The sequence below is a fragment of the Kitasatospora sp. NPDC056783 genome (assembly GCF_042789895.1).
In the GTDB taxonomy this organism is placed as follows: Bacteria; Actinomycetota; Actinomycetes; order Streptomycetales; family Streptomycetaceae; genus Kitasatospora.
In genome coordinates, this window is record NZ_JBHUAF010000249.1 from 1 (window position 1) to 12,793 (window position 12,793).

The window sequence follows — 12,793 nt, forward strand, 5'->3', positions numbered from 1 at the left end:
GGGGCGGGGCGCGGGTCTAGCTTGTGGGCATGATGCCGCCCACGTACCCGCCGGCCGAGCCGCCCCCGGCGGACCGGCCGTCGGGCCGACCGCCCGGCCGGCCGCCGGAGGAGCCGCCGGGGCCGCCGGCCGGCCGATCGCCCGAGGAGCCGCCCGAGCCGTGGCGGTCCCCGTGGGCGCGCGCGGCCGGGGCGGGCTACCCGCTGGGGCTGGCGGCGGCGGTCGCGTTGGTCCAGGTGGTCGGCTCCACCTTCGCCGGGCACGACCAGCACGGGCGGGTCCCGCTGGACGCCTTCGGCTACCTCCTGCTGCTGCTCGGGCCGGCCCTGCTGGTGCTGCGCCGCCGCCGGCCGGTCGCGGTGGTGGCCGGCACCTCGGTGGTCACCGCCGGGTACCTGGCCGCCGGGTACCCGTACGGGCCGTCCTTCGCGAGCTGGCTGATCGCCTGCTGCGCGGCGATCGGCTCCGGTCGCCGCAGGACGGCCTGGGCCGGCGCGGGCGGGGTCTACCTGGTGCACCTGCTGGACACCTTCGCGCTGCCGGCGAGCTGGCAGCGCGCGGCCCCGCCGTCCGGCAGCGTCTGGCCGGCGGAGCTCGGGCTGCTGGCCTGGCTGCTGCTGGTGATGGCGGGGGGAGAACTGGTGCGGTTCCGGCGCGAGCGGATCGCCGCCCACCGGGCCTACCGGCAGCAGTCGGAGGAGCGCCGGGCCAACGAGGAACGGCTCAGGATGGCCCGGGAACTGCACGACATCCTGGCGCACAGCCTGTCGCTGATCAACGTCCAGGCGGGAGCCGCGCTCGCGCTGCTGGACCGGCGGCCGGAGGAGGCCCGCAGCGCCCTGGTCACCATCAAGTCGACCAGCAAGGAGGCGCTCGGCGAGGTCCGCCAGGTGCTCGCCACGCTGCGCGGGCCCGGCGCGGCGCCGCGCGGGCCGGCCCCGGGGCTGGACCGGCTGGACGAACTCACCGAGCAGGCGGACCGGGTGGGCCTGGAGGCGGAGGTGCTGGAGCGCGGCGAGCGGCGCGCGCTGTCCGCCGCCGTCGACCTCACCGCCTTCCGGATCGTCCAGGAGGCGCTCACCAACGTGGTCCGGCACTCGGCGGCCCGGCAGGCGGTCGTGGTGCTGGACTGGACGGACCGGGCCCGGCTGGTGGTCCGGGTGGAGGACCCGGGGCCGGCGGTGCTCGGTGACGCGGGCGGGTCGGGCAGCGGGCTGGTCGGGATGCGGGAACGGGCGGCGGCGTTCGGTGGCACCATCACGGCGGGGCCGCTGCCGGACGGTGGCTTCCGGGTCCGGGCGGAGCTGCCGACACCGAAGGCGGAGAGCGATTGATTCGGGTACTGCTGGCGGATGACCAACTGCTGGTCCGGGCGGGCTTCCGGGCCCTGTTGGACATAGAGGACGACCTCGCGGTGGTCGGCGAGGCGGACGACGGCGAGGCCGCCCTGCGGCTCGCCCGCGAACTCGTGCCGGACGTCGTGCTGATGGACGTCCGGATGCCGCGGATGGACGGCCTGGAGGCGACCAGGAGGATCGCCGAGGACCCGGCGCTGTCCTCCGTGCGGGTGGTCGTGCTGACCACCTTCGAGCTGGACGAGTACGTCTTCGAGGCGCTGCGCTCGGGAGCTTCGGGCTTCCTGGTCAAGGACACCGAGCCGGCCGACCTGCTCCGGGCGGTCCGGGTCGCGGTCGCCGGGGACGCGCTGCTGTCGCCGGGGGTCACCCGGCGGCTGATCGGCGAGTTCGCCGCCCGGTCGAAGGCGCCCGAGGCCGGGGCGGCGGCGCCCTCGGACGTCTCGATGCTGACCGAGCGGGAGCGCGAGGTCCTGGCGCTGGTCGGGATGGGGCTGTCCAACGAGGAGATCGCCCGGCGGCTGGTGGTCAGCCCGCTGACGGCGAAGACCCACGTCAGCCGGGCGATGGTGAAGCTCGGCGCGCGGGACCGGGCGCAATTGGTGGTGCTGGCCTACGAGTCGGGGCTGGTGCGGCCGGGCTGGCTGGGCTGAGGGAGCCCTTGGTGCCGGTTTCCGGTGCCTGTTTCCGACGCCTGCTTCGGTGGCTGCTTCCGGCGCTGCGTGTCGCGGGTGGTTCGTACTCCCGTGGAAGTATCCCAACTGCCGCTGCCGGTAGGACGCGTGATGAGGCTCCGGGGCGGGACGCTTCAGACACCTCGGGAAACCACCCGAGGTTCTGGAGGCCCACCACCGAGGAGTTGAACCACCATGTACACCCAGCTGGCCGACTGGCACGGCCCCGGCCCGTGGATCCTGCTGATCCCACTGGTCTGGATCGCCGTGGTGGTCCTGGTGATCGCGCTGCTGCGCCGCACGGTCTGGCGGCGACACGGCTGCGGGTTCGTGGCCGGAGCCGGAGCCGGAGCCGGAAGCGGAAGCGGAAGCGGAACCGCGAGCGTGGCGGAGCACCCGCTGGCCGTCCTGGGCCGCCGCTACGCGGAGGGCGAGATCGACGCCGAGGAGTACCGCGCCAAGCGGGCCGTGCTCAGGGAACCGCCACCGGACGGCGTCGGACGAGGCGGTGCCACGTGACGGTCCTGGACGCCGCCCGATCCGTCGGTGCCCGGGCCGCCGGCGCCGTGAGGTTCCACGGCGCCGGCCGTCCGAGCGGTGGCTCAGAGGGCCACCCGCACGTCGTACGTCCGCAGCCAGTCGTCCAGCTGGAGCGTCGTCTCCAGTGCGGCCCGGCTCATGCCCTGCTCCAACGCCGCGGCCCCCTCCTTGGCGACCGCCTGCTTGAGCCCCGCCGAGAACAGCGGGGCGAGCGGGCTGTCGTCCGTGCGGACGACGTCCGCGAGTCGCTCCCGCAACGTCCGGTTGTAGGCCTCGGCCCGGATGGACGGGTACGGCGTCTTGACCCGCTGCGCCACCGCCTCCGGCAGGAGGTCCTTCATGGCCGCGCGCAGCAGGCTCTTCTCCCGGCCGTCGAAGCTCTTCATGGCCCACGGGATGTTGAAGGTGTACTCGACCAGCCGGTGGTCGGCGAAGGGCACCCGGACCTCCAGCCCGGTGGCCATGCTCATCCGGTCCTTGCGGTCGAACAGCACCTGGGCGTGGCGGGTGAGCGCCAGGTAGGTGACCTCCCGGTAGCGCGCCTCCGCGGCGTCGTCGAGGTGGTCGCCCGCCGAGATCTCGGCCACCGCGGCGCTGTGGCAGTCGCGCTCGTACGCCGCGAGGTCGAGCTTGGCCAGCAGGTCGGGCGCGAAGATCACCTCGTTGCCCTGGTAGTTGGCCCTGCCCTCGTGCACCCAGGGGAAGGTGGTGGAGAAGACCGCGTTGGGGTCGCGCTGCCAGCGGTACCCGCCGAAGACCTCGTCGCCGCACTCCCCGGAGAGGGCGACGGTGGAGTGCCCGCGCACCAGGCCGAACAACAGGTGCAGCGAGGCGTGCTCGTCGCCCTTGGCGATCGGAAGGTCGTAGCCGGCCAGCACGGAGGACCTCAGCGCCGGGTCGAGCAGGTCGGGCGCCTTCAGCGGCAGTTCGCTGTGCTCCGAGTCCACGTGCCGCGCCAGCAGCCGGGCGTAGAACTGGTCGTCGTTGGCCTGGCTGCCGTGGACGCCGGCCGCGCCCGCCGGGTCCGGGTCGGTGACGGAGCAGGAGCGGACCCGGCCCTGCCCCCGGTCGCGGGACACCTGGGCCGCGAGCGCGGTGAGCGAGCTGGAGTCCAGGCCTCCCGACAGCAGGGTGCACAGCGGCACGTCGGCCACCATCTGCTCGGTGACGATGGTTTCGAGCATCTCGCGCACGGTGTCGATGGTCCGGTCGAGGGAGTCGGTGTGCTCGCCGACCCGCAGCTGCCAGTAGCGCTGCTCGACCGCGCCGGAGCGGCTCACCCGCACGACGCAGCCGGGCTGGACCTCCCGCATCCCGCGGAAGACCGCGTGTCCCGGCACCTTGGCGACCGACAGGATGTCGCGGAGCCCGTCGGCGTCCACCGCGGCCTCGAAGCCCGGGTGGGCCAGGATGGCCTTCGGCTCGGAGCCGAAGAGCACCCCGGAGGGGGTCGTCGCGTAGTACAGCGGCTTCACTCCCATCCGGTCCCGGACCAGGAGCAGCTCCTCCCGGTCCAGGTCCCAGACGGCGAAGGCGAAGATCCCCTCCAGCCGGGTGGCGAAGTCGGGCCCCCACTCCAGGTAGGCGCGGAGCACCACCTCGGTGTCGCTCCGGGTCTTGAACCGGTGCCCCAGGGAGGCGAGCTGGTTCCGCAGCTCCTGGAAGTTGTACGTCTCGCCGCTGTAGGTCAGTACGGCGCGGGCGCCGGGGCCCTCCTCGGCCCCCATGGGCTGGCAGCCGCCTTCGAGGTCGATCACGGACAGCCGCCGGTGCCCCAGCGCGACGTGCCGCCCGAGCCAGAGTCCTTCCGCGTCCGGCCCGCGCCGGGCCATCGTGTTCGTCATCGCCTGTGCGATGTCCTGGTGCTGGGTCAGGTCGCACGAGAAGTCGACCCATCCGGCAATACCGCACATGGAGTTACTCCTGGGAGAAGGAAATGTGGAAGAGGACGAGTGGGGCAGTCAGGGGGTGAAGCCGTCCCACGGCGGGTCCTACAGACGCTCGACGTGGGGCTGGGGGCGGGCGGAGCCCCGGGTGTCGAGGAGCAGCGGGGCCTGGAGCGCGATCAGGTCGAGGTCGTAGGAGCTGTGGTGCTGCAACAGGATCGCCAGGTCCGACTGCGCCAGGGCTTCGGGGAGTTCGGCCGTGGCGGCGGGCACCGTGACGCCCCCGACCTCCCACTCCGGCACGTAGGGGTCGTGGAACGACACGTCGGCACCGAGGGCGCGCAGCCGCTTGACCACGTCCCGGGCGGAGGTCTCGCGCTGGTCGGCGATGTCGGCCTTGTAGGTGACACCGAGCAGCAGCACCCGTGCTCCGCCGAGGGTCTTGCCGGCGCGGTCGAGCAGGTGCTGGGCCCGCTCGACGACGTAGCGGGGCATCCGGGTGTTGATCTCCTGGGCGAGCTCGACCATCCGGAACGGGTATCCCAGGGTGCGCACCTTGTGCGCCAGGTAGTTGGGGTCGATGGGGATGCAGTGGCCGCCGACGCCGGGGCCGGGCCGGAAGGCCTGGAAGCCGAAGGGCTTGGTGGCCGCGCACGAGATCGAGTCCCACAGGTCGATCCCGAGTTCGTGGCAGAACACCGCCATCTCGTTGACCAGGGCGATGTTGACGTGTCGGTAGGTGTTCTCGATGAGCTTGGCCATCTCGGCCTCGCGGGTGCCGGAGGCCTGGACGACGCTGTCGACGAACTTGCTGTAGAAGGCGGCCACGGCGGCCGTGCAGGCGGGGGTGTACCCGCCGACGATCTTCGGAGTGTTCTTGATCCCGTAGTGCTTGTTGCCGGGGTCGACGCGCTCCGGGGAGAAGGCCAGGTGGAAGTCGGTCCCGGCGGTCAGGCCCGAGCGCTCCAGGATCGGGCGGACGATCTCGTCGGTGGTCCCCGGGTAGGTGGTGGACTCCAGGACCACCAGCGTCCCGGGCCGCAGGTTCCGGCTCACCGCGGCGCAGGCGCTCTCCACCATGGCGAGGTCGGGCCCGCCGTGCGGGGACAGCGGGGTCGGCACGCAGATCACCACCGTGGCGGCGTCCGCGATCACCCGCTCGTCGGTCGTCGCGGTGAAGCCCGCCGCGCACATGCCGGCGACCGAGGCGTCGTCGATGTCATCGATGTGGGAGGTGCCGGAGTTGAGGCCGGACACCGTCCGTTCGTCGAGGTCCAGGCCGGAGACGGCCAGACCGGACCGGCTGGCTTCCAGGGCGAGCGGAAGTCCGACGTAACCGAGGCCTATGACGACCAGGTCAATGCGCACGATGATCCCTTTCTGATGAGGAAAACGGTCAAGGTGGTGGGGGAGCCCGTCGGGCCGTCCGCGCGGTCGCTGGTTCCGCGGGGTCGCCTACTCCTTGCGGGCGCGTACGGCGAGCAGGGCGATCAACAGGGTCGGGACGAGCAGCAGCCCGAAGGCCGCGCCGTAGCCGGTGAGTTCGGCCGATCCCAGGCCCAGGAAGGTGTTGAGCACGGCGGAGAAGAGGGCCATGACGGTGATCTGGCCGAGGTTCTGGTTGGTCTGCATCGCGCTGCTCGCGTAGCCCTGGCGACCGGCCGGGCTGTGCGAGAGCGACAACACGGTGAGGCAGGGGTCCAGCAGGCCCATGCCGACGGCCGCCAGGGGCATCGCCGCCGCCGCGGCGAGCGTCGGCACCGCCTCGAACGCTCCGGCCGCGGCGAGCACGATCGACGCCATCATGATCACCGCGCCGATGGAGACCATCCGGTGCCGGGGCACGTCCTGCAGCAGCCGCCCCTGGACCCAGGAGGCGCCCGCCCACACCACGGCGGAGAGCGTGAACGACACGCCGACCACCACCGCGGCCGTGTGCCGTTCGGTGATCAGCATCAGCGGCAGGAAGGCCTCCACCGTGAAGTACGTGCCGGAGGCCAGACCGCGCAGCAGCACCGTGGTCGGCAGGCCGCGGGTGGCCCGCCAGGTGCCCACCGGCAGCAGCCGCGGTGCGAAGAACACCAGCAGCCCCAACCCGATGGCCACGAACACCAGGTGGCGGGCGTCCCAGCCGGAGACGCCGTACTGTCCGAGGGCCGCGCCGAGGCTGAGCGTCGCCGCGATCAGCAGCGGCGGGCGCGACGGGTTCTCGTCCGAGGGTGTGAACTCCTCAGCCGAGGAGCGGCCGCGCAGCACGACCACCAGCGCGAGCGTCGGCAGCAGGGACAGCACGGCCAGGCCGTAGAACACCACCCGCCAGGACCACCACTCGGACACCAGCCCGGCCAGCGGGGGCCCCACCAGCGACGGGATGATCCAGCTGGTGCTCATCATGGCCAGCATCCGGGGGCGCAAGCGCTCCGGATACGCCTGGCCGATGGCGGTGTTGACGGACACCCCGACCATGCCGGCCGCGAGCCCGTCCACGAACCGTCCTGCGGCGAGCTGCCATATCGAGGTGCTGGTGGCCGAGACCAGCAGGGTGACCACCGACAGCACCATGCCCGCAGCCAGCGGCCGGCGGGCCCCGGAGCGGTCGGCCCAGTGGCCGCCCAGGACCCCGCCCAGGAGGCTGGCCGCCACGAAGCAGCCGGCCACCACGGGGAACAGGGAGACCCCGTCCAGATCCTTGGCCGCCGTCGGCAGGGTGGGTACCACCGCCAGGGCGGCGAACCCGGTCAGGAACATCACCGCGGTGAAGGTGGTCGTGGCGGCCGCGTACTCCCGGGAGAACATCCCGGCCTCGGAGTCCGCGGGCCGGTTCAAAGCTTGCTCAGACATTGCTTCCCAACTGTGGAAGACCGGTGATCGCGTCATGGGTGTCGCAGGCCAGCCACTGTGCGAGGGCTCGCAGCGCCTCGTGCGACTGCGCCGACGGCTGCCACCGCAACTCGGTCCCGATCAGTTGGGTGGCCATGACGCCCTGCCGTACGGCAGGTTGGGGGAGATCCTCCCAGAGGGTGCGGCGGGCGATGAGCGCGACCAGTTCGGCCAACTCCTCCTCGGTGTAGGTCTCGGAGGCGAGGTTGAACACCGGCCGGGTGACCGGCGCGGAGAGGACGGCGTCGATCGCCGAGGCCAGGTCGCGGTAGTCCACGATCTGGTGCCGGCGGTCGCGGTCCAGCAGCAGCGAGCGTCGCGTCCAGGCGCGGTACATCCAGTTCGCGGCCGAGCCCTCCACCAGGACACCGGGACCGACCGGCTCGGCCGACCGCAGCACCTGCACCTCGACGCCGTGCTCCGCGCCCCAGCGGCGGCACTGCTCCTCCTCGTGCCACCAGGCCATCGCCGTCGGATCGTTCGGCGCTTCCGTCACCGAGGTCTCGGTGACGGACTGCTCGTCGGTGCCCCGGTAGACCGCTGCGGAACCGATGTAGACCAGCCGGTCGATCCGGCCCCGGCCGGCCGCCGCCAGCACTCCCGCCAGGGCGTCCGGATCGTCGTCGGGGGAGCCGAGGTGCACCAGGTAGCCGGCGTCGTCCAGCCGCTCGGCGCCGGACGCGTCCGGAAGGTGGACCGCATCGTGGCCCAAGTCGCCGAGAAGGCCGGCGAGTTGGTGCCCGAAGCCGCCGTCGCCGCCGGTCACCGTCACCGTCGCCCGAGTGGGACGGCTCGTCGGAGACGCGCCCGCCCCCTCGGCCCGCGAGGCCCTCTCGACGCTCTCGGTCCCCTCGGCGCCCTCGGCCCCCACAGTCCCCTCGGCCCGCCGGCCCTGCTCGGCCCGCCGGCCCTCGGCGAACGCGACGAGCGCCAACTCCCTCACCGGCGCGATGAGTTCACTGAGTTCCACGGCGGTGTAGTCCTCGCACAGGCCGCCGGGGCCGAGGGTGTCCATCACGGCGCGGGTCAGTTCCTCCGCCGGCGGCCGGGCCGTGACGGAGGCCACGACCGCCCCCATCGCGAACGCCGTCTCCCAGACGGGCCGGGCGATCCGCTCGGACAGCGAGGACGGGGGAGCGGCGTCGAAGGCCGTACGGGACTGCTCCGCCAACCCGAGGCGCCGCAGGTGGCGTTCGGTTTCGAGGTACTCCCACTCGGCGTCCTTGCCGTGCCGGACGGCCGTCCGGGCGTCGCCGTACTGGTAGAACGGGACGACCGCGAACTGGGTGCAGTCGAACGTCGACGGCACCACGGCCCGGCTGGTGAACAGGGCCGCCTCCCGCCAGCCGTGGGTGCTGTTGCCGGCGATGCTGGGCACCTCGCTGTGGTCCACGACGCAGGGCGCGGCCACCCGGATCGGCATCTCCAGCGAGTTCAGGTACCGCTGCATCACGACGTCGTAGGGCCAGCCGACCCCGCGCTCGGCGGCGAAGCCCGTGTAGCCGCGGGCCGCCCGTGCCGGGAGCATCAGCGCCAGGCAGGGGGTGTGCTCCTCGATGGCGTACGTCCACTGCTCGCCGGCCAGCGCCGCGAGCCGCACCGCCGCACCGGTGCGGCCCTCCCAGCCCGCGTAGAAGGCCACCGCCTCGTGCGGGACGGCGGCCGCGACCTGCTCGGCGTACGCGAAGAACCCCTCGGCCAGCACCACGTCGTCCTGGAGCACCAGGTGGTGGGTGGCGTCCGGTGCCACGCTGTCCCAGGCGAGCGCCGCGGAGCGCAGCGCCGTCGGCGGGCCCTCGGGCTCGGGGTCCGTGACCACCCGCACCCGGCCGGCGGTGTCCGTCTCCGCGATCAGCGTGGCCGCCTCGACGCGTTTCGGGTGCGTCATCACCGCGCCGCTCAGCCGGACCGGTCCATTGGTGGCGGCCGTGTGGTTCTGGGAATCCATGGCAATACCTCGCAGAAATGGGTGGCACATTTCGGGGGGAACTACGGAAGTCCGCGCCGGGCAGGTCCGGCGGTACCGCGGAACGGGCCGGGAGCCCGCCGGTCACTCAGGAATCGGCGTCTTCCGCATTGCTGTTGCGGACCTTGCGCTCGTTGTCCTCCAGGCCGTGGTCCATGCCCTGCTCCCGTTCGAGCCTGATCATTTCGGCGGGCCGGTAGTTGAGGATGTAGGCGCGTCGATTGCGGTCGGAGGTGTTGCCCCGGGAATAGTGCAGGGTCTGGCCGGCGTGCGCGACGGCCTCGCCCGCGGACAATGGCACCGAGGTGGCGCCGGGCTCGTTCTCCGAGCAGTCGCATTCGATGTTCCGGCCGTCACTGGTGGGGCGGTGGGACCGCAGCGGTTCCTGGTGGGATCCGCGGATGTACCACATGCAGCCGTTGTCCGGGGTCGTCTCGTCCAGCGCCACCCAGATGGTGACCGCGCGGGTGTCCGGCAGGTCGATCCAGTAGGCCGCGTCCTGGTGCCAGGGCGTCGGCACCGCGGAGCCCGGGGACTTGTGGATCATCATGTCGAAGTCCAGGACGGCGTCGTCGCCGATGAGCTCGCGGGCCACTGTCAAAGCCCTTTCCTGCAACGGGAGTTCGCGCAGTGGGGCGTGGAGGGCGGAGGGCCACATGATCTGCGTGATGTTCTCGCGGACGCCCTCCCGGAGCGGGACGTGGGACGCGAGGTCGGAACGCTTGTCGCCGCTCTCGATCTCGCCGCTGAGGAGCTTGTCGTAGATCTCGCGGTGGGTCTCGAGCTCGTCGGGGGAGAGGAGCGTCCCGACCGGGGCGAACCCGTCCCGCAGGAACGCCTCGGTGCGTAAGATTCCGGCTTGCGCTGTCATGACAATGAAGCCTTTCCTTCAGCTGCTGTCGTCGGATCTCTGAATCGCGGCCGGTGGCTCGGATCGGAAAGCGCCGCGCCGCTCGCGGGAACACGCTGGGCGCGGAGGAAAAGGCGCAGGAACCCGGCTCTCCGTCGCGGTGCGGGTGTGTTCATTCGCACCTACGGGCAACGGCTACCGGCGAGCAATCGGAACATGTCGCACCGGAAACATAATGGGAGGCCTTTAAGATCGTCAAGAGATTGGTCCAGACCACCAATTCGTCGGGTTCTGTCCACTTTGTCAAGCTTCGCCCGGGCGGCGGGGGCCCGGCATTCGTCCGCCCAACCGGCGGCGCGCGCGGATTTGGCCGGATGGGCACCGCTCGGGCGTCGATTTCGCGCCGCCTTTCCCGAGGGCACGGGCAATCAGAGGTTCGCGTGAAATTAATGGAAGTCGCGGCGGCCCCGCGTCACCAGCGGGCTTCCGTCCGGCGGAAGCGGCCGGCCCCCCGCCCGCCGCCAAACGTGATCCCGGTCACCGGGCCCGTCGCCCGTTCCGTGATCACATCATTGGCCTCTCCCACCCCCACACACGCCCCGGAGGCTGGCATGACCGGCGTCGGCACCGTCTCGCCCGAAGGCCTGAAGGTCCAAGCGGCACACCGCAGGAACCCCTACGCGTACATGCTCACCGGCGGGGAACTGGACACCCTGCTGCTGGAGGTCGGGCTCCGTCGTGCGGCGAGCGTCTGGAAGCAGCACACCACCGAGGAACTGCGGGCACCCCGCGGCACCTATCCCCGTCCGGCGATGGGTTTCGTCCTCCTGGACGCCACCGCGGGCGGCTGGACCCCCAACGAGGAGGCGGTGCTCGGCGTGATCACCATCGGGGAGGGCGGTCACGCCTTCCTGCCGAAGGCGGCCGCCAAGGCCGCGGCCCACCGCCGGCTCGGCCGCAACAACGGCGAGGCCGTGCACGTCGACCCGCACCTGCTCGGTACGGGCGGATTCCGCTACGGTCACTCCGCCGAGGTGCGCGGGCAGATCGCCGCCGCCAGTTCACAGAGCACCGACCAGGACCTCTACGAGGCGGCCCGGCTGGCCGGTGACTTCGTGGACGCGGTGCACGGCCGGCACCTGGCCTGGGAACACGAGCACGGCCAGGGGGACTGGGCCGCGGCCGACGGCGCGCCGGGGCGGGAGTACCGGGCCATGACCGACTGGTTCGAGCCGAGCTGAGCGCCCGCCCGGCGGTGCGCCGTCCGCCTCGCCGAAGCGCCACCGACGTGCCACCCGTCCCATGGGCGCCCCGTCGGTGCGCCGTCCGCCCGACTCCCTGGCACCACAAGGACGTTGGAAGGCCGAAGCCCGCCGGACCGGCACCGGTCCGACGGGCGGCGGGTCCATGGATCAGGCGGTCGCCCGGGGGAAGACCTCCCGCAGCAGCGGGTCCGGCAGGCCGCGCTTGCGCCACTCGCGCGGGTAGCCGAGCGAGACCTCCGTGAACGGGACGCCGTCGTAGGTGGTCAGGCGCGGGATGTGGAGGTGACCGTAGATCATCGCGGCGGTGTTGAAGCGGGTGTGCCAGTCGGCGGTCAGCTCGGTTCCGCACCACTGGGCGAACTCGGGGTACCAGAGGATGTCGGTGGGCTGACGGACCAGCGGGTAGTGGTTGACCAGGACGAGGGGGACGTCCGGGTCGCAGGCCGCCAGCCGCTTCTCGGTCAGCCGGACGCGCTCGCGGCACCAGGAGTCGCGGTCCGGGAACGGGTCCGGGTGGAGCATCCGCTCGTCCGCGCACACGATGCCGCTCTCGTAGGCGGCCGCCAGGGAGGCCTCCTTGGTGGTCGTGCCCGGAGCGCGGAAGGAGTAGTCGTAGAGCAGGAAGAGCGGGGCGATGCGGACCGGTCCGCCGGGCCCCTCCCAGAGCGGGTACGGGTCCTCGGGAGTCACCACGCCGAGTCGGCGGCAGCGCTCGACCAGGTGCTCGTAGCGGGCCACCCCGCGCAGCTGCACCGGATCCTCGGGGTGGGTCCACAGCTCGTGGTTGCCGGGCACCCACACCACGCGGGCGAAGCGCTCGGCGAGCAGGCCGAGGGCCCATTCGATGCTGGTGGTGTGTTCGGCGACGTCGCCGGCGACGAGCAGCCAGTCGTCGGGGTGGGAGGGCTGGAGCTTCTCCACCAGGTCGCGGTTCTCCTGGTAGGAGATGTGCAGATCGCTCACGGCCAGCAGCCGTCCGCCCGTCGGGGCGGGCCTTTCCGACCGTGGGTCGCTGCGGTTCTCCGTAGTCACTCCTGCCCCCTGAGGTCGCTCGGCCGATGGGGCCCACCCTACGCGGCGGGCCGGGGGAGTGGGGAGGGTTGACGGGATCGGTCGTGCGGCCCGTCGGTGCGCCGTCCGAGGTCGGCCCGGTGATCCGGTCGTGGTCCGCGAAGTGGAGCGGTGCCCAGAATCCGTGTGGGGAAGAGGAGTTGGGCTTTTTCGGGAACTGATGTCGATCAGGACTCCGTGGGAGGGGGCCAGGTGGACCCAGAAGCAGCAGAGCCGACGGGCGTTGCTGGACGCCGGGCTGCACCTGCGGGCCGATCAGAACCTGGCGAACCTGCACGTCATGATCCGCTCCGTGCTCGCCGAGGC

Annotated in this window: 10 protein-coding genes; 4 read left to right on the forward strand and 6 right to left on the reverse strand. The window is 72.2% G+C overall.

From position 1 onward, the window contains the following. Nucleotides 1-29: 29 nt before the first annotated feature. The 3 genes from ACFRMQ_RS28040 (at nucleotide 30) to ACFRMQ_RS28050 (ending at nucleotide 2,548) form a co-directional block, all read left to right on the forward strand. The gene (locus ACFRMQ_RS28040; protein ID WP_380733445.1) at nucleotides 30-1,334 is read left to right on the forward strand and encodes a sensor histidine kinase; all 1,305 of its coding nucleotides are present in this window, start codon (nucleotides 30-32) and stop codon (nucleotides 1,332-1,334) included. Continuing rightward, nucleotides 1,331-2,008 carry a response regulator gene (locus tag ACFRMQ_RS28045; protein WP_380733446.1) on the forward strand — a complete coding sequence of 226 codons (678 nt, stop codon included), beginning with the start codon at nucleotides 1,331-1,333 and terminating at the stop codon, nucleotides 2,006-2,008. The genes ACFRMQ_RS28040 and ACFRMQ_RS28045 overlap by 4 nt, the downstream gene beginning before the upstream one ends. Before the next feature lie 216 nt (nucleotides 2,009-2,224). Beyond that, entirely contained in the window at nucleotides 2,225-2,548 is a 324-nt protein-coding gene (locus ACFRMQ_RS28050) for an SHOCT domain-containing protein (RefSeq protein WP_380733447.1), read from the forward strand. Between the two features lie 83 nt (nucleotides 2,549-2,631). Here the strand turns inward: ACFRMQ_RS28050 and asnB are convergent, their stop codons facing one another. From asnB to ACFRMQ_RS28075, 5 genes are all read right to left on the reverse strand, one after another. Further along, nucleotides 2,632-4,482 carry an asparagine synthase (glutamine-hydrolyzing) gene (asnB, locus tag ACFRMQ_RS28055; RefSeq protein ID WP_380733449.1) on the reverse strand — a complete coding sequence of 617 codons (1,851 nt, stop codon included), beginning with the start codon at nucleotides 4,480-4,482 and terminating at the stop codon, nucleotides 2,632-2,634. Nucleotides 4,483-4,560: 78 nt separating this feature from the next. After that, complete coding sequence (locus ACFRMQ_RS28060; protein WP_380733450.1) at nucleotides 4,561-5,823, reverse strand: nucleotide sugar dehydrogenase; 1,263 nt, start codon at nucleotides 5,821-5,823, stop codon at nucleotides 4,561-4,563. 87 nt (nucleotides 5,824-5,910) lie between these two features. After that, nucleotides 5,911-7,296 (reverse strand): MFS transporter, encoded by a 1,386-nt coding sequence (locus tag ACFRMQ_RS28065; protein WP_380733451.1) that lies wholly within the window; start codon nucleotides 7,294-7,296, stop codon nucleotides 5,911-5,913. Next, entirely contained in the window at nucleotides 7,289-9,283 is a 1,995-nt protein-coding gene (locus ACFRMQ_RS28070) for an NAD-dependent epimerase/dehydratase family protein (RefSeq protein ID WP_380733452.1), read from the reverse strand. Before ACFRMQ_RS28070 ends, ACFRMQ_RS28065 begins: the two co-directional genes overlap by 8 nt. A gap of 106 nt (nucleotides 9,284-9,389) precedes the next feature. Continuing rightward, nucleotides 9,390-10,172, reverse strand: a complete 783-nt coding sequence (locus tag ACFRMQ_RS28075) for a phytanoyl-CoA dioxygenase family protein (protein WP_380733453.1) — start codon at nucleotides 10,170-10,172, stop codon at nucleotides 9,390-9,392. A 590-nt stretch (nucleotides 10,173-10,762) separates the two neighbouring features. Here ACFRMQ_RS28075 and ACFRMQ_RS28080 point away from each other — a divergent pair. Then, complete coding sequence (locus ACFRMQ_RS28080; protein WP_380733454.1) at nucleotides 10,763-11,392, forward strand: hypothetical protein; 630 nt, start codon at nucleotides 10,763-10,765, stop codon at nucleotides 11,390-11,392. A gap of 171 nt (nucleotides 11,393-11,563) precedes the next feature. Here ACFRMQ_RS28080 and ACFRMQ_RS28085 read toward each other — a convergent pair whose 3' ends face one another. Beyond that, nucleotides 11,564-12,448 carry a metallophosphoesterase family protein gene (locus tag ACFRMQ_RS28085; protein WP_380733455.1) on the reverse strand — a complete coding sequence of 295 codons (885 nt, stop codon included), beginning with the start codon at nucleotides 12,446-12,448 and terminating at the stop codon, nucleotides 11,564-11,566. Nucleotides 12,449-12,793: the final 345 nt, after the last annotated feature.